The organism is Pseudoalteromonas sp. McH1-7, from assembly GCF_013366255.1.
GTDB lineage: Bacteria > Pseudomonadota > Gammaproteobacteria > Enterobacterales > Alteromonadaceae > Pseudoalteromonas > Pseudoalteromonas peptidolytica.
On record NZ_JABWPQ010000014.1, the window covers coordinates 49526 to 68101 of the forward strand.

Sequence of the window (18576 nt, forward strand, 5' to 3'; positions counted from 1 at the left end):
TCTTACAGTCCAGTTTTTATAACACAGCGTCCATAATCGGACTCCACTCCATCACAAGAATATAAAATAATAACTAGATCAATGGTTTAAAATTTGGCATATGGCTTGCTCAAAGTAAGTTAATCGAACCAATCAAGGTAACTTATGATGGATGTAGTAAAGCAAAAGCAAGTAAGGCCTTTGCAAAAAGTGAGGCTTATCATCGGTGTGTCGATGGTGCTCCTATTCGCTTGGCTTAGCCTTGAGCTATTTTCAACCTCAGATGATTTTAAATTGCAAAGACAGGCGATCATTGTGGGGCAAGTAAAACAAGGTGACTTAAATGTCAGTGTTGATGGTTATGGGGTACTGCGCTCAAATAAACAAAAACTCATCACTACACAAGACCCAGCAACCGTATATGAAATACTTGTTCGCCCTGGTGGAGCTGTTAAGCCCGATACCATTATTCTAAAGATGCAAGATCCAGATCTCACGCAACAGCTGGAAAGTGCAGAAATGGAGCTTAATCGTCAACAAGCCAACTTTCGCCGACAAAAGCTGGCCAATCAGCGTGAGCTACTGATGGAAATGGCTACATTAGCTGAACTAACCAGTCAGCACCAATCACTTGTTATGCGCCGTGAAGCCCAGCAAACATTAAGAGATCAAGGTGTAGTGCCAGCAATTGAGGTCAAGACAGCAGAACTTGAGGAGCAGCAGCTTGCCGAGCGGGTAAAGCTTCAAGAGCAAAGAATAGCGCAGCTAAAGTTGGTACATTCTGAAGATTTAACCATATCACAAGAGCTTATCAATCAAGCACACTCGATCCTTGCTCGATTAGCAGAGCGGGAAGCAAAACTAACCGTACGGGCTGGCACAGAAGGCGTTTTACAACGTTTAGCCGTTGAGCTAGGTCAAAGCGTAGTTGCAGGTCAAGAGCTGGCACAAGTCGGGAGCAGTAAGGATCTCCAAGCTTTAGTTCGAGTATCACAATCCAAAGCAGAGCAAATTCAAGTTGGTCAATCAGCAATGGTCAATACTCGCCGTGAACAAGTACAAGCAAAAGTGACTCGCATCAGCCCTCAAGTCCAAGAGGGAACGATTGAAGTTGAGCTCACCTTTATCAATGGCGTGCCTGATTCAGCAAGGCCTGAACTTAATGTTGATGCACAGATCAACACACATCAACTCAAAAACGTTTTATACGTGGAACGCCCCAGTAATACCCAATCTCATAGTCAGCAAACATTGTTTGTGTTAGAGCAGGATATTGCGGTGCCTCAGTTAGTTTCTTTTGGTATTGATGCCGGAAAGTTCTTGCAAATTGAAAGCGGCATCTCGGCCAATCAACAAATTATATTATCCGATACCAGCACCTATAAAAATGCAAAACAAGTACGGATCATGCAGTAAGTCATCCTCAATATTAGGACTAAGTTATGAAAGAAACGATTTTAAAGATGTCAGATATTACCAAAGTATTTAGCACTGAAGAAATGGAGACACACGCATTACGTGGAATTAACCTCGAGATTGACAAAGGTGATTTTGTTTCAATTTGTGGCCCATCTGGCTGCGGTAAGTCCACTCTACTCTCCATCCTCGGGTTACTCGATATGCCCAGCACAGGGAGTTATGTTATTGAAGGTACAGAAGTCAGCCAACTTAGCTTGACCGCTGCCGCACATATCAGAAATGAAAAAATTGGATTTATATTTCAGTCTTTTAATCTAATCGACGAACTCTCTGTGTATGACAATATTGCGCTACCATTACGCTACCGTCAAAACCCAATGAGTAACTCGGACATTGACCAAGCGGTAATGAGCTGCCTAACAAAAGTCGATATGGCACATCGTACAAAGCACCGCCCTAATCAATTATCTGGTGGACAACAGCAGCGGATAGCGATTGCCAGAGCCTTGGTAGGTAACCCTGCTTTACTGCTTGTGGATGAGCCGACAGGTAACCTCGATTCTAAAAATGGGGATGCGGTAATGGATATGCTTAAAACACTAAACTTGGAAGGCACAACACTATGCATGGTAACGCACGATCCCAGGTATGCAGATATGGCAACACGCAAGCTACATCTGTTAGATGGAAAGATACTGGCTCCACAAGCGCAAACAGCTCACCCTACACTGGTTGATGCGTTTTAAAAGTATTCGGAAATCAAAAGTATCTCAGCACGGGCATGCGTGCTGGGTAATACCAATTTTCTTAATTAAGTGGTCTATGTTGAGGCGAGAAAATCTTGTCGATAACCCCGCTACCGCGTCCTGCTATCGCCAAGGTACCTACCTCCGTGTAAGCAAAGCAAAAATTTTGCTATTTAGTTGTTCTAAATAAGAAATTTTTAACGCTGTTAGCGCCAGATTGACTCCTTCAAATTGAGCAAGTATTAAGTCAAATTGGTATTATTGTCGCATCAGTTTACTTGGTATCAATGCAAGGCAGAGCTTGCGTAGCATAGTTATTTTATGTGAGTCAGATGATAAAAACTTGGTGCTCATGCAAAGTCACCTTCCCCCACATCTATGTGGGGCTGCGCAGCAGACACGCTAATTAAGCGCTGCCCACCCTACCCAAATGCTAAACGGCGCTAAGGCTCCTAAAGCCGCTTTATAGATCAGAGACACAGTAGGATGTAGCGATTTCACACTGATCTCGTTACTCCTTGAGACCAGTAGTAATGAAGTCGCATGTTGCACTTTTTATCAAAATATCAGCCCAATCATTTTGCCTAACAGAGGTTCTTAAACTAATCTGAATTCGAAATTAGCAGCGTGCTACAAAGCAAATTGATAGAGAACGGCGGTAATTACAGAATAGGTCGTTACTCACAGCGAAAGCCAGCACCCACATTCATTTATAGGTAAAAGTAATAAAGGCATGGAACGAACAGCACTACACTTGCGCACCACCGTGTAGCAACAGAGCACCAATTTGGTGCAACACAACAATTGACACGTCATGAAATACTTAAAAAGCCTTTACTTATCATACTGATAAAACTTTGGCACAGATCAAGCTTATCTGTGTTCAATTGCAGTACATTGCAGCAAAATAACCCAACGAGTCGGAGGACACATGTCACAATCGGTTTTAGATTTTATTAAAGAGCACGACGTAAAATTTGTTGATTTACGTTTTACTGATACAAAAGGTAAAGAACAACACGTATCTATCCCACACCATCAAGCCGATGAAGATTTCTTTGAAGACGGCAAGATGTTTGACGGCTCATCTATTGCTGGTTGGAAAGGCATCAACGAATCTGACATGGTGCTTATGCCTGATGCACAAAGCGCAAAGCTAGACCCATTCGCAGAAGAAACAACCCTTATTGTACGTTGTGACGTGGTTGAGCCAAATACACATCAAGGCTACGAGCGCGACCCTCGCTCAGTATCAAAGCGCGCTGAAGAATACATGCGCTCAACGGGTATCGCAGATACGGTTTTATTCGGTCCAGAGCCAGAATTTTTCTTATTTGACGATGTTAAGTTTAAAACAGACATGTCTGGTTCAATGTATAAAATCGATGCAGAAGAAGCATGTTGGAACTCGGACAAAGATTACGAAGGTGGCAACACAGGTCATCGCCCAGGTGTTAAGGGCGGCTACTTCCCAGTTGCACCTGTTGACTCTTCGCAAGACTGGCGTAGCGCTACTTGCCTCGTGTTAGAAGAAATGGGTCAGGTAGTTGAAGCGCACCACCATGAAGTGGCAACCGCTGGCCAAAATGAGATTGCAACTCGCTTTAACACTATGGTGCTAAAAGCAGATGAAATCCAAGAAATGAAGTATGTTATTCACAACATGGCACATCTATACGGCAAAACAGCAACGTTTATGCCTAAACCTATTGTTGGCGATAACGGTTCAGGGATGCACTGCCACCAATCATTAGCTAAAGATGGTAAAAACATTTTTGCTGGCGATAAATACGGCGGTCTATCTGAAGATGCACTTTATTACATCGGCGGTATCATCAAGCACGCTAAAGCAATAAACGCCTTTGCTAACGCATCAACTAACTCATACAAGCGTTTAGTACCAGGATTTGAAGCGCCAGTAATGCTTGCATACTCTGCACGTAACCGCTCTGCATCAATCCGTATTCCAGTGGTGCCATCAGAAAAAGCGCGTCGTATTGAGGTACGCTTCCCAGATCCAACTGCAAACCCATACCTTGCTTTCTCTGCAATGTTAATGGCTGGCCTAGATGGTATCAAGAATAAGATCCACCCTGGTGATGCAATGGATAAAGATTTATATGACTTGCCAGCAGAAGAAGCAGCTGAGATCCCTACCGTTGCGGCTTCACTTGATGAAGCACTTGCTGCGCTAGATGCTGACCGCGAGTTCTTAACTCAAGGTGGCGTATTCACTGACGACTTAATTGACGCTTACATCACGCTTAAGTCAAAAGAAGTTGAAAAATTAAACATGACAACTCACCCTGTTGAGTTCGAAATGTACTACAGCGTATAAGCTCTGTAGTAAACCTGCTACTTGGCTCAATGTGCAGATATTGAGCTTGTAGAGCCTAAACGCATTATGTGTTTCTGGCACTCTTAATCATATGTGTTCTCAAGCCCGCTTATGCGGGCTTTTTTATTCACCGCTATCAAATTCGGCCGAAATCGCATTTGATGAGTAAAAACTCAGCATATTATACCAATTAGCTTAATTAAGTGGTCTATTTTGAAGCGAGAAAATCTTGTCGATAACTAACCAATAATTTCGCTATTTAGTTGTTCTAAAGAAGAAGTTTTAACGCGGTTAGCGTCAGGTTTACTTCTTCAAATTGAGCAAGTATTCAGGCTAATTAGTATAAGCCTAAACTCGCAATTCAAAGTACTCTATACTAAAGTATGATGAGTTATGTAGTTTGGAGAGTTGTGGTGCGTCAGTGGGGTATTTTTTTTTCGGTTAGCATGATGCTAACCATAATAAGCATTGATGCTACTGCCGAGTCCAACCCTAAAATCTATCGCTGGAAAGATAAAAACGGGCATTGGGTTTATTCTGATATACCGAAACCTGGCTCTAAAGAGGTCAAACTACACTCGAACATATTAACCATGCCAAGCATCGATACAAAAGTTTTAGCATCACAATCTGACACTACACCAACCATTACTTATCAAGCTAAGATAACCTCCCCTGAAAATGAACAAACCATTCGTGACAACAGCGGTAGCGTATATGTCACAGGCTCTGTAGAACCTAGGTTTACTCAGGGGTTAAGTGTACAGCTTTATCTAAATGGTGAGGCAACTGGACCAAAACAGTCCAATGCTCAGTTTTCGCTGCGCAATATACATCGTGGTGAACATGCGCTAGTGCTAAAAGTCTTCAATCAAAAAGGTCAAGTTGTCGCCCAAAGTAATGAGCATAAGTTCTATTTACATCGCAACACAGTAAATAACTGATCCTCCAAAAATAATCCCCTTCTACGTGTGTTGCGCACCACCCCTTTGGGTAGGCGGCAAGAGGTTACCTATAATGCTTCCCTTTGAAATTTAACGAGTCACAAAATATTCCCTATGAGCACAAATCAAACGGTTGCGGATTAGCGCTTTATCAAGTTGGCATGATTTATTAATGGATAAGTAAGAGCAAGCTCAGAACGATGAATGTATTGGGCAGGATAATAATTTTCGTACATGTGTAACACACTGTGCTATTCTCATTGCACCAACTTGGTGCACGGTGAACACAAATGGATCAAAACAATTCAATTGACTTAGACAAAGTGTGGCAATCTCTTTCGACTGCAATTTTAGTGCTCGACCATAACCTTACTATTTGCTTTGCGAATTACAGCAGCAGTGAGCTGTTAGGATTGAGTACGAAGCGCCTCACTGGATTGGCCATTGATAATATCTTTAACCATCATCATATTGACCTAGCAAGGCTCTCCAAATATGTACTCCAAGATGGTGTTGATTGCCAGCAGCACAGGGTTGACGTGGTGTTTGTCGATAACCGGGTCGCAACATTAAGCCTTCATGCAAGGCGGATATTGCAGTCAGATCAAGCATATATATTACTAGAGTGCCGCCGTGTTGATGACGCCCTGCGCTATGATCAAGCATCGAATCAGATGCACCAGTTTCAAGCAGCAAGAAATTTGATCCGTGGTTTAGCACATGAGATAAAAAACCCTCTTGGTGGCATTAGAGGTGCGGCGCAATTATTGCAGTATGAAACTGATCAGCAAGAACGGGAAGAATGCGCAGCACTTATCATTGAGCAAGCTGACAGGCTCAGAGAACTTGTAGACAAGTTACTTGGGCCAAACCAATTACCACAAAAAGCGCCGTGTAATATACACCAAGCACTAGAGTCGGTAATTAAGCTCACTACCTTGGAGCGCGATGCAGAGATCAAATTAGTGAAGGATTATGATCCCAGTATCCCAGCCATAGTGATAGATCAGGCGAAAATCCAGCAGGTGCTACTCAATATGCTTCGTAATGCTCAACAAGCACTACAACATGATGGCACTATTACCATCACAACGCGTATTAAGCATCGTCTGCATCATGGCGAGCGGCTGCTTAAAAAAGCGCTACTTGTGCGGATCAGCGATAATGGTCCGGGTATCGCAGAAGAGGTAAAAGAAACGTTATTTTTCCCGATGATAACGAACAAAGAAGGTGGCTCAGGGCTTGGGCTGTCTATTGCACAAACGCTGGTGGAGCAACACCAAGGGTTTATCGAATGCGATAGTTGGCCGGGACACACTGAATTTAGTATCTACCTTCCCTTTGACAACACCGAAACAGGAACCGTGCAATGAAATCAGTGTGGTTAGTCGATGATGACGCTTCAATTAGATTTGTTTTAGAAAAAGCATTAAAGCGAGCAGAGTTTGAAACCGAAAGCTTCGCCAGTGCTCAGGACGTGTTAACTGCGCTTGAATATGAGCAACCCGCAGTGCTGATTTCAGATGTACGTATGCCAGGCATTGATGGTATGGCCTTATTAGACAAGATAGCGAGTCTACACCCAACTTTGCCTGTCATCATTATGACAGCGCATTCTGATTTAGACTCCGCTGTCAATGCGTTCAAAAAAGGCGCTTTCGAGTATCTTGCCAAACCTTTTGACTTAAACGAAGCGGTGTCACTGGTGCAACGAGCATTTCGTGCCAGTCAACAGACTAAAAAACACAAACGCACAAATAGCAAAGCGACTAGCCCGGATATCATAGGCGAAGCACCGGCCATGCAAGAGGTGTTTCGCGCCATTGGGAAACTCTCAGCATCGAGTATGAGTGTACTCATCAACGGTGAGTCCGGATCAGGTAAAGAGTTAGTAGCAGGCGCACTACATAATCATAGTCCGCGCAAAGATGCTGCATTTATTGCGCTCAATATGGCTGCTATACCAAAAGATCTTGTTGAGTCTGAGCTTTTCGGTCATGAAAAAGGGGCTTTCACTGGGGCCGATAGCATGCGTAGAGGACGTTTTGAACAAGCAGATGGCGGTACTTTGTTCCTTGACGAAATTGGTGATATGCCATTGGATGTGCAAACTCGATTATTGCGAGTCCTTGCTGATGGCGAGTTTTATCGCGTTGGGGGCCACAACAGTGTTAAAGTCGATGTTCGAATTGTAGCTGCCACACACCAAAACCTAGAAGCACTGGTAAAACAGGGCAAATTCCGTGAAGATTTGTTTCACCGCCTTAACGTTGTACGTCTCAAGCTACCGGCACTTAGGGAAAGACCTGAGGACATTGCAGCACTATGCGACCATTTTTTAGCAAAAAGTGCCAAAGAGCTAAAAGCTGATCCTAAAATTATCTCCACACAAGCCTTACAAAAAATGCAGGCGTATCATTGGCCTGGTAATGTTCGCCAGCTTGAAAATACCTGTCGTTGGCTAACAGTAATGGCCCCTGGTGAGCTTGTTACTGCTGCTGACTTACCAGAGGAACTAGCGCAACCACAGCAACTCGAAGCCGCTGAGCAAGCCCATTGGCTTGATGCTTTTCAATCTTGGCTTGATACGGAACTGCGTAAAGGCAAAGATCATATTTGGCCAGATATACAGGCACAATTGGAGACGCGTTTAATAAAATCAGCACTGCATGCATGCCATGGTCACAAGCAAGATGCTGCATTAAAGATAGGTTGGGGACGCAACACGTTGACGCGAAAGCTAAAAGAACGCAATATTCAAGATTAAGTTTAGATGATAAATCATTTGCATGAAGTTACTTGAAAATGTCCCACTGATAAAACAGCTAGAGATTATTAATCGCTTAGCCTTTTTTAAAGAATTTACCTTGGCAGAGCGTCAGGTGCTCTTGGAGTCTTTTAGCCATCTATATCTGGTACCACAGCAGCGCCACGCCTTTAAACGCTTTGAAAAAGACAATCGTCTTTATATTGTATTAAGCGGCGAATTTTTGATTTTTAAACAAGATGCCGCTCATGACTTAGGCAAAGTCGGACCCGGAGAGTTCTTAGGTGAAGGCGCATTTATCACAAACCGAGAGCGCAGCACCAGTGCACAAGCGGTAAAAGACAGCATTATATTAGCTATTACTCCTGATGCTCTTACGCGCTTGCCCAATGTGATCCGAGAAAAAATTAAAGACAAGCTGATTGAAGGCATGAGTCATCGTATTGCAAAGCTTAATGCCTTTATTGAAGGTGTAACTGACTAAGTAAAGTAGCCCAAGCAAAACATAAAAGAATGGCACTACACCAAAGCTGCTTGTCTTGCCCGCTGTGATTTGTAATCCACTTTGACTTTGAAATGACATACTGAATAAGCATCATCAGCGGGATAGTAAAGCAGATAAATCCGTAAAAGAGATAACCGAGTACTGCCGTCCACCAAAAATCCGAACTTGTTAAATCCGTTTCATTCACCATCCCAACCATCGGAACCGGAAACTGATACGCATAAATCACTAAAATGGTTAACAGTCCACAACATACCGGTATGGCCACTATCTTGTCGATATTATTTATATCCTTTACCAATGAGTGCTTCCCTCTCTTTGAGTTCGCTAATATGAGCGTATCAAATTAGCTTCCAACAAACACGACTCCATGTGATCTTGTTGGGAAATAAATAATGGGAGCCTTGGCTCCCATTATGTTGATGCGACTTACGCTAATAATTCACTAAACGCATCAAATAGTCGATCTAACTCAGCAATCGTGTTGTAGTGCATACAGCCGATGCGAACAACACCGCCTTTGTCCATTACGCCTAGTTGCTCACATAACCCTTGCGCGTAAAAGTGACCATCCCATACACACATGTGTTTTGCACCTAAAAACTCAGAAACCTCACGAGGTGCAATGCCGTCAAATGTCAGCGCAAACGTTGGTGTACGCTCTGCTAACCTATCGAGCGATGCGATACCAAATAGCTTAATTTGCTTAAACTCCGCTAAACGCGTCAAGAAATGTTGGCTCAGTTGCGTCTCGTGCGCTTTGATGCGTGCAAAAGCTTCCACTAACTTATCACGACGCGGCGTATCGGCACTCATTTCGCTTAAAGAGGCGATATAGTCTATGGCAGCCACAACACCTGCTATTCCTTCAAAGCTCTGAGTACCCGTTTCCCAACGATAAGGGATAATATCTTTTACAGGCTCTACTTTATATGGTGTAAAGCCTTCTAGATGCTCTCGTTTGCCATAAACGATACCAACATGTGGGCCGAAGAACTTATAGGCTGAGCATGCAAGGAAATCACAGTCTAGTGCTTGAACATCAAGTAATTCATGTGGCGCATAGTGAACAGCATCAACAAACACTAACGCACCCACTTGGTGTGCACGCTCGACAATGCGCTTGATGTCATTGATTGAGCCTGTAGTATTAGAGGCATACGTAACAGCAACTAACTTCGTGTTATGATTTAATAACCCTTCTAGCTGTGCCAAATCAAGCGTACAGTCGGTTTCGTTTACCTTAACTGTGTGTACAGTCGCCCCTTTATCTTCAGCAGCTTGACGCCATGAAGATACATTTGAATAGTGATCTGCATTGGTCACAATAACTTCATCGCCAACTTGCCAATCACGTGACACGGCTCGGCTAAAGCTGAATGCAAGGCTAGTCATGTTGGCACCAAAAACGATTTGCTCAACACTCGGTGCATTCAAAAAGTCCGCCACCGCTTGGCGGGCTTCATTCATTAAACTGACCGTTTTGTCGCTTGAGAAAAATGCGCCACCCAAGTTGGAGTTGAAGTAACCAAGGTAGGCTGACATCGCGCTCAACACAGATTGTGGTACTTGAGAGCCACCTGGGCCATCTAGAAAAATAGGAGCAGTCCCGCCGACACTTTGCATCAACGCAGGAAACTGACGACGCACTTGATTTAAATCCATACTACCCTCTTAGGCTGTAAACACGAAGCAATCTAGGTAACCGACTTGCTCGGCATCTAGCTTATTCATTGGTGTTGCGTTATGCCACACTTCACGGTCATTCACCAGTGCAAATAGACCATCTTTGATTTCCATTTTAAAACATGGCTCGGCTTCTTTATGCTCGTATACCAATAATTCACCACCAGCAATATTTTCATGCGAAACACCACATACACACACATGGTCAAAGCCATCTTGGTGCACGCCCTCAGGGGCTGGAGGCGTATCACTTTCTATCGCCAGCATGCGGAACTGATGCACCTCAATATCGCTGTCATCTGCAATACCTGTCATGGTTTTAAATTCTGCAAGCATATGCTTGAAACCATCGGTATTTAGCATCTCTTGTTCTAGGTTTTCGTAAACACGCTCAACATTGCCTTGAAAGGTATTAATTGAATCGTCTTGCACAAAGGCCTTGGTTGGCTGTAATGTTACTTCATTATTGATGAACTTTACCACCGAGTAGCGACGTTTTCTAAATGCGCCATCAGCATAAGGGTTGTCTGGAAGCTGGCTAAAATACGGCTTCACTGCATCAATATGCTGCTGTGGTAAAAAGCGTAGTTGTAATAAATTCTGGTTGTTTACTGTTGTCATGATCCTCTCGCCCATTGATGAGAATTTGCCGATAATTCTAATAAAACTAGAGAAAATTACTGTTTAAAAAAACGGGATTTTAATCACTAAAACGCAATAAAAACCCACTAATTACAACTTTAATAGATTACTTATCTAGATTTAAAATAAAGCTTGATAACACCATTTAATTTGAGCGTTTTATGCGCATAAAAAAAGCCAGCAAGTGCTGGCTTTTTATCTCAATGTATTCTAAACGCGTAATTAAACTGCTTGTTGAATGATCACTGAGTCTGCTTTTTTAGTGTACTGAGGCATCTTGTGGAAGTTCAAGTAACGGTACGTGTCAGCAGCCGTTGCATTGATTTTCTCTGCATACTCTTGATATTCAGCAGGTGTTGGTAATTTACCAAGAATAGCAGCGACAGCTGCAAGTTCTGCTGATGCAAGGAATACATTTGCACCTGTACCTAGGCGGTTAGGGAAGTTACGAGTAGAGGTAGACACCACTGTTGCTTTATCAGCAACACGTGCTTGGTTACCCATACATAGTGAACATCCAGGCGTTTCGATACGTGCACCTACACGGCCATAAATACCATAGTAACCTTCGTCAGTTAACTGATCGCGGTCCATCTTCGTTGGTGGAGCAACCCATAGTTGCGTTGGTAGACGACCACCGAAGTTATCTAGTAGTTTACCAGCTGCACGGAAGTGACCGATGTTAGTCATACAAGAACCGATGAATACTTCATCGATTTTCTCACCAGTTACCGCTGAAAGTAAACGTGCGTCATCAGGGTCATTCGGTGCACAAAGGATTGGCTCTTTGATATCTGCAAGGTCAATCTCAATAGTGTGCGCGTATTCTGCATCCGCGTCTGCTGTCATTAGCTCTGGGTTTGCTAACCACTCTTGCATCTTAGTGATACGACGCTCAATAGTACGTACATCACCATAGCCTTCAGAGATCATCCACTTAAGCATCACGATGTTAGAGTTTAGGTACTCTTCAATAGACGCTTGTGAAAGTTTAACGGTACAACCTGCTGCACTGCGCTCTGCAGAAGCGTCAGATAGTTCGAACGCTTGCTCAACAGTTAGATGTTCAACACCTTCGATTTCAAGGATGCGACCAGAGAATTCGTTGATCTTACCTTTTTTCTCAACCGTCAATAGACCTTGCTGAATTGCATAGTAAGGGATAGCGTGTACTAGGTCACGTAGTGTGATACCTGGCTGCATTTCACCTTTAAAGCGAACAAGGATTGACTCAGGCATATCAAGTGGCATTACACCTGTTGCAGCTGCAAATGCTACCGCACCAGAACCTGCTGGGAATGAAATACCTAACGGGAAACGAGTATGTGAGTCACCACCTGTACCTACTGTATCAGGTAGTAGCATACGGTTTAGCCACGAGTGGATAACACCGTCACCTGGACGTAGCGATACACCGCCACGGTTCATGATGAAATCAGGAAGTGTGTGGTGTGTGTTTACGTCGATTGGCTTAGGATAAGCTGATGTGTGGCAGAATGACTGCATTGTCAGGTCAGCAGAGAAGCCAAGACAAGCAAGATCTTTAAGCTCATCACGCGTCATAGGACCCGTGGTATCCTGAGAACCTACCGTTGTCATTGTTGGTTCACAGTATTGACCTGGGCGTACACCCGGCATGTTACATGCTTTACCTACCATTTTCTGTGCAAGGGTAAAGCCCTTTCCAGAATCCGCCACTAGTTTTGGCTTACGGAAGATGTCTTCAGCTTCAAGACCAAGAGAGGTACGTGCCTTGTCTGTTAGACCGCGACCGATGATAAGTGGAATACGACCACCAGCACGCACTTCATCAAGAATTACGTCTGATTTTAGTGAGAAAGTCGAAATAACTTCGTCTGTACCGTGACGCTTAACTACACCTTCGTATGGGAAGATGTCGATTTGGTCGCCCATGTTTAGTTCGTCAACTGGAAGTTCAATAGGTAGTGCACCTGAATCTTCCATGGTGTTGAAGAAGATAGGTGCAATTTTACCACCTAGACAGACACCGCCAACGCGCTTGTTTGGTACGAATGGGATGTCATCACCCATGAACCAAAGTACTGAGTTAGTTGCAGATTTACGAGATGAACCGGTACCAACAACATCACCCACGTATGCTAGCGGTAAACCTTTACCATTCAGCGCTTCAAGCTGTGCGATAGGACCTACTTCACCAGGTTTGTCTGGGTTGATACCATCACGCTCGTTTTTAAGCATAGCCAGTGCGTGTAATGGGATATCTGGACGAGACCAAGCGTCTGGTGCTGGAGACAAGTCATCTGTGTTTGTCTCACCCGTTACTTTGAATACAGTTACAGAAATTTTGTCTGCAACCGCTGGCTTCTCAAGGAACCATTCTGCATTTGCCCATGATTCAATAACTTGCTTAGCAAACTCGTTGCCAGCTTTTGCTTTTTCTTCTACGTCGTAGAATGCGTCAAACATCAGTAGTGTATGAGATAAACCTTTAGCAACGATAGGTGCAAGTGTTGCATCGTCTAACAGGTCAATCATTGGCGCGATGTTATAACCACCTAGCATAGTACCAAGTAGCTCAGCTGCATACTCTTTTGAAATAAGTGGTGATTCAGCTTCGCCTTTCGCTACCGCAGCCAAAAAGCCCGCTTTTACATAAGCCGCGTCATCTACACCTGGCGGTACACGGTTAATGAATAAATCAACAATAAACTCTTCTTCACCAGCCGGTGGAGTTTTTAATAATTCGATAAGGTCAGCAGTTTGCTGCGCGTCTAACGGCTTAGGCACGATACCTTGCGCGGCACGCTCTTCTACGTGTTTACGATATTCTTGAAGCACAATATTGCCCTCTTGGTGACGTGGACAGACAAGTAAATGATCTGGCTGCGGTTATTAGTGAAACCGGCTGAACCATTCCCTTGACCATAAAATATAATGATCAATTATAAGGTCTTTGAGTATAGATGAAAATCTTGCATGCGATACCTCGCCTTATAGTCACTATAAATACTATGAATAAGCATGGTGGAACAAGTATATTTTGATGAATATTAGTCAAACGAGAATCATTTAAATTTTGTAAAAGCGCGCAATTAATTGGATCAAAAAAGGCTCCAATAGGAGCCTTTTTGCATAAGTTAAGTGAACATTAACGCTTAACTTTTACTTTTTCTTTAGAAGAAACGTGCGCTTCTACACGGCGGTTTTCCGCATGTGCTTTTAGCGTATTCGCTGGATTCTTCAAACGCTCCTCACCGTAACCCACTGTGGTAATACGCATTGAATCAATACCCATATCAACGAGTTTTTCAGCAACGTTTTTCGCGCGGCGCTCAGACAGTTGTTGGTTGTAATCAGCATCACCGACAGCTGACGCGTGACCTTCAATCAAAACGTCTGCGTTTTTATGTTCTTTTAAGAACTTAGCTACAGCATTGATGTCATCGACATATTGCTGAGAGAAAGTGGCATCATCGTGTGGGAAACGCACTAGCAGGCTCACTTTGTCTTCTTTCGTTTCGTACAAAGTACAGCCAGACGCGTCAACTGCATCCGTCATTGGTGTATTTGCACATTTATCTTCGCTATCCACTACGCCATCTTTGTCACTGTCTTGCGGTGCTTGTGCAACAACAGGTGCTGGAGCTGGTGCAACTGCTTCTGATTTACCTGCACTACCGAACGAGTAGTTAATACCAATTTTACCACCTACATCAGTAAAACCAGCTTCTAACCCCTGATACACAGCAGCCTCAGCATTTAAAAATAGGTGCTCAGTAAAGTGGTGACGTACACCCGCACCTAAGTTTGCGAAGGTGTTATCTGAAATGGCATCTAAGTTCATTTTTTTCAAACCAACTAGACCGTAGAATGGGCCACCATCAAAGTGATATAGACCATCGATACCATAGCGCTCAGCGTCAAGCGAACCATTACTGATCCCACCTAAATCAAAGTCCATGTCTGCATATTCAATACGACCGCTCCAAAACTTATCAAAGCGGTAGCCAATTTCAGCCCCCCAACCCGTTGAGTCCTCAACATCTAAACCAGCCATGTCACGGTGATTTTGCCAGTCGGCATCATAGTAGTCACCAAACACCCCAAGATATACGCCTTCAGTTGGCTCGGTGGTATTTGCATGTGCAGTGGCTGATGCAGCCATCGCAACTAGTAAACTCAAAGTTTTAATTTTCATCATTCCTTCCCATCTCTGTTAGTTAACGCATTGAGTATTGACTCTGACAGTCTATCAGAAAATGCGCCGACTGATTACGTTGCAGAGATAATATTAGCTTGTCTATTAATGTTTACTTAACGTTACATCCAGAATTTTCGCCAAATATCCACTAATGCTGATGGCCAAACAAGATACGGTAGAGCCCCTGTTCCTGTAATAGTTCATCATGAGCTCCATATTGGGATACAGAACCGTCATCAAGCACATAAATTAAGTCGGCTTGTTTAATTGCACTCAAGCGATGAGCGATAATCAGTGTGGTTCTGCTCGCTAAGAAAGCCTGTAAATTACGATGAATTTTGGCTTCTGTTTCAATATCAAGCGCTGATGTTGCTTCATCCAATACCACCACTTTTGGATCCGCAACAACCATACGGGCGATGGCAAGTCGCTGTTTCTGTCCACCTGATAATTTAATACCATTGCGACCAACTTGGGCGTCTAACTTGTCTTCCAACATCATTACAGTGCTGGCAAGTTCTGCAACTTGTAACGCTTGCCAAAGCACATCATCAGCTACCGTTCTTCCCATTGCCAGATTTTCACGAATACTGGCATTAAAGAGTATGGGTTGTTGTAATACAGTGACAATATTATCTCTTACAGCGTCATAGCCAATTTGCTCTACTGGTTTATCATTAATGTGAATATCACCACTTTGCTTTTCATATAACCCTAACAGCAGCTGCACTAATGTTGATTTCCCTCCTCCGGAGACCGCCACCAGAGCCACTTTCTTACCTGCTGGAATGTGTAACGAAACTTGTTTTAGTACGGGCTGCTCTGCAACATAGGCAAAATCAATATTGTTGAACTTAATATCCACTTGAGCAGAATCAAACACCGAATGCGTTGCAGGATACTGTGTCTCGGTGGCAAAATTAAATACTTGATTGAGCCGCGTTAATGCCGCTGATGCCCCATAATAAGCATATTGAATACCCAAGATTTCCTGAACCGGTCCCATCATAAACCACAGGTATCCAAATACCGCAAATATCTGCCCTACGGTTAAGTCAGAAAACACCACCATAAACATGGCAACAGCACGGAAAAACTCGAACCCAACCAAAAACACCGTAAAGCTTAGGCGATTAACGGCATCCGTTTTCCATTGTGACTGCACAGCAAAATGTTTGAGATCTTTGGCAGCTACTTTAACTTGTTCAAAGTAAGTGCCTTCACGACGTACCGCTTTTAATTGAGAAATTGCATCTAACGTCTCTACTAACGCTGTTTGTAATGCCTCAAACGCTGCATTTTCTTCCTTTTTTAGCTCTTTAACATGTTTACCAAATTGCCGAGAAAAATAGATAACCGCAGGATTAAGTAGCAAAATAACCAGTCCAAGCACCCAATCAATCCACAGTAAAATAGCAGCAGTACCAACGATGGTCAGTAACCCTATCAAAAAGCGAGACAAGGTCTGGCTAATAAACTTATCTAATGTTTCTACATCCGTGATACAGCGTGAACTAATAGCTGCACCACCTTGACTTTCATACTCTTTGAGTTGCACCTTAGGCAAGTGAGAAAGTAAGCGTTCACGGATCTCATAACTGATCCCCTTGCCAATAATTGTGAATTGTCGAGACTGCATCACCCCCAATACTAAACTAGCAAGTCGCATAGCAATAACAGCCAGCAAAATAACAATGATATAAGCGCTGGGCTGGTGCCAATGCTGTGGCAGTATTGAGTTCATCCAATTCACGGCAGGGCCTGGAGTGTTAAGTAGCACTTCATCCACTAGCAGCGGCATCATTAACGGAATGGGCACACTGACCAAGGCCGCAAACAACGCAATAATATGCGCTGAAATTAGTGGGCGCTTTTGCTCAAGTACCTTATCTTTGATCTCTTGCCAAGAAAGCTGATTTTTTGCCATTTAGGTTCCACAAAAAGTTTTATAGTGTGCAGGTGTGGATGCCTTCATCCACATCTCAGGATAGTCCTTATATTCGTAAGGGCTGTTGAGTGCCAGAAGCCAATCATCAAGCGATTCACTCGACCCACTCTGATTAAACTGTTCAATCTCTGCTTCTACCAGTGCGTTTCGAGGGATCAAAATTGGATTTGCTTGACTCATCAAGTGCGTCGCGACATCATCTGACGCACGCCTTTGCTGCCAACGTTGCTGCCAACTATCCAGTTCACTGGGTATTTGTAAGGTCCTATTTGGATTTCCAAGCAAAGTGTTCGTAAGCGCTGCGAAGGTATTAGTAAAGTCAAGTGAATGCTCAGTCATTAGCTTGAGCAAGTCGGCAAGTAAAACATCATCGGCATCGTGCCACTCGTCAATTCCTAACTTTGCCGCCCACATGTCTTTATATTTACGATTAAAAGACTCTGAAAACTCTGTCAATATTTGACTCAGAGCTGCGATACCCTGCTGCTCATCTTGCCACAACACCAACAAGGACTCCGCCAGTCGCGCACAATTCCAGTTCATGATATTTGGTTGATTGCCAAACGCATAACGCCCCTGCCTATCAATTGAGCTATATACCGCGTTAAAATCAAACTTTTCCATCATGGCGCACGGACCATAGTCTATGGTTTCACCACTGAGCAAAATATTGTCTGTGTTCATAACGCCATGAATAAAGCCCACTCGCATCCACTCTACCGCCAAGTCCACCAGCTGCTCACATACCTCACGGAACAGTTCAAGCACATCACGCTCCGAGCGCACCGCTAAACCGTCAAATAATTGCACACCTAGCTGCTGTAACAGTTGCCATAGCCCCGCCTGATTCTCTTGAGTGGCAAGATATTGCAAAGTGCCGATACGAATATGACTCTTAGCTACACGACACACCACAGCACCAGGCACCTCAGTTTGACGATAAACTCGATGGCCGGTTGTGACTACCGATAAGCACTCTGTTGTTGGCACCCCAAGCGCAGCCATCGCCTGACTCATTATAAACTCCCTGACAGCAGGGCCCAGCGCGCAAAAGCCATCACCACCACGCGAGAACCGCGTTGCACCAGAGCCTTTTAAGTGCAGGTCATATTGTGTGCCATCTTCAAGTTTAACCCCACCAATAAGGTGAGCGCGACCATCTCCTAGCAGTGGGTTAAATTGACCAAATTGATGGCCACTATATGCTAGGCTTGCCGGCTTAATCTCTCCAAGCGGTTGCTGGCCACTCAACAATGCAGCCAGTGCTATATCATCAACATGACTAAGACCCAACTTCTCCAATAAAGGAGCATGCTTTAACAGCAAAACGGGTTGATTAAATTTTGTAGGCTGCTCATCAAAAAGCAGCTCTGTGCCTTGATAGGGCTGAAAAAACGCCATCCAACTTTCTCCCTCTTT

At 43.8% G+C, this 18576-nt stretch carries 14 protein-coding genes; 7 read left to right on the forward strand and 7 right to left on the reverse strand.

Translation table 11 applies throughout. The features are described 5' to 3' along the window. Window positions 1–144: 144 nt before the first annotated feature. The 7 genes from HUZ36_RS11530 to HUZ36_RS11560 all read left to right on the forward strand — a co-directional run bounded on the left by HUZ36_RS11530 (window position 145) and on the right by HUZ36_RS11560 (window position 8677). Window positions 145–1395, forward strand: coding sequence for an efflux RND transporter periplasmic adaptor subunit (locus HUZ36_RS11530; protein WP_225740789.1), 1251 nt, complete (start codon window positions 145–147; stop codon window positions 1393–1395). Between the two features lie 26 nt (window positions 1396–1421). Beyond that, on the forward strand, window positions 1422–2144 hold the full coding sequence (locus HUZ36_RS11535) for an ABC transporter ATP-binding protein (RefSeq protein ID WP_128731748.1): 723 nt from the start codon (window positions 1422–1424) through the stop codon (window positions 2142–2144). A 931-nt stretch (window positions 2145–3075) separates the two neighbouring features. Further along, window positions 3076–4482 carry a glutamate--ammonia ligase gene (gene glnA / locus HUZ36_RS11540; RefSeq protein WP_128731747.1) on the forward strand — a complete coding sequence of 469 codons (1407 nt, stop codon included), beginning with the start codon at window positions 3076–3078 and terminating at the stop codon, window positions 4480–4482. Between the two features lie 413 nt (window positions 4483–4895). Beyond that, window positions 4896–5426 carry a DUF4124 domain-containing protein gene (locus HUZ36_RS11545; protein WP_241651667.1) on the forward strand — a complete coding sequence of 177 codons (531 nt, stop codon included), beginning with the start codon at window positions 4896–4898 and terminating at the stop codon, window positions 5424–5426. 290 nt (window positions 5427–5716) lie between these two features. Next, entirely contained in the window at window positions 5717–6799 is a 1083-nt protein-coding gene (gene glnL, locus HUZ36_RS11550) for a nitrogen regulation protein NR(II) (RefSeq protein WP_176032914.1), read from the forward strand. Beyond that, entirely contained in the window at window positions 6796–8193 is a 1398-nt protein-coding gene (ntrC, locus tag HUZ36_RS11555; protein WP_125251351.1) for a nitrogen regulation protein NR(I), read from the forward strand. The genes glnL and ntrC overlap by 4 nt, the downstream gene beginning before the upstream one ends. Window positions 8194–8215: 22 nt before the next feature. Next, window positions 8216–8677, forward strand: a complete 462-nt coding sequence (locus HUZ36_RS11560) for a Crp/Fnr family transcriptional regulator (RefSeq protein WP_125251350.1) — start codon at window positions 8216–8218, stop codon at window positions 8675–8677. Here the strand turns inward: HUZ36_RS11560 and HUZ36_RS11565 are convergent. From HUZ36_RS11565 to HUZ36_RS11595, 7 genes are all read right to left on the reverse strand, one after another. Then, window positions 8655–8999, reverse strand: coding sequence for a hypothetical protein (locus HUZ36_RS11565; RefSeq protein WP_176032915.1), 345 nt, complete (start codon window positions 8997–8999; stop codon window positions 8655–8657). The two genes, HUZ36_RS11560 and HUZ36_RS11565, sit on opposite strands and share 23 nt — an antisense overlap. A 128-nt stretch (window positions 9000–9127) precedes the next feature. Then, window positions 9128–10363 carry a cysteine desulfurase-like protein gene (locus tag HUZ36_RS11570; RefSeq protein WP_125251349.1) on the reverse strand — a complete coding sequence of 412 codons (1236 nt, stop codon included), beginning with the start codon at window positions 10361–10363 and terminating at the stop codon, window positions 9128–9130. Window positions 10364–10372: 9 nt separating this feature from the next. Further along, the gene (locus HUZ36_RS11575) at window positions 10373–11005 is read right to left on the reverse strand and encodes a 2OG-Fe dioxygenase family protein (RefSeq protein WP_176032916.1); all 633 of its coding nucleotides are present in this window, start codon (window positions 11003–11005) and stop codon (window positions 10373–10375) included. Window positions 11006–11248: 243 nt separating this feature from the next. Next, a complete protein-coding gene (gene acnB / locus HUZ36_RS11580) occupies window positions 11249–13846 on the reverse strand; it encodes a bifunctional aconitate hydratase 2/2-methylisocitrate dehydratase (protein WP_128731740.1) in 2598 nt (865 codons plus the stop codon). A gap of 310 nt (window positions 13847–14156) precedes the next feature. Further along, a complete protein-coding gene (locus HUZ36_RS11585) occupies window positions 14157–15206 on the reverse strand; it encodes an OmpA family protein (protein ID WP_176032945.1) in 1050 nt (349 codons plus the stop codon). Between the two features lie 151 nt (window positions 15207–15357). Further along, complete coding sequence (locus HUZ36_RS11590) at window positions 15358–17136, reverse strand: ABC transporter ATP-binding protein (RefSeq protein ID WP_176032917.1); 1779 nt, start codon at window positions 17134–17136, stop codon at window positions 15358–15360. Further along, window positions 17137–18558, reverse strand: a complete 1422-nt coding sequence (locus tag HUZ36_RS11595; RefSeq protein ID WP_176032918.1) for a protein adenylyltransferase SelO — start codon at window positions 18556–18558, stop codon at window positions 17137–17139. Between the last annotated feature and the right edge of the window lie 18 nt (window positions 18559–18576).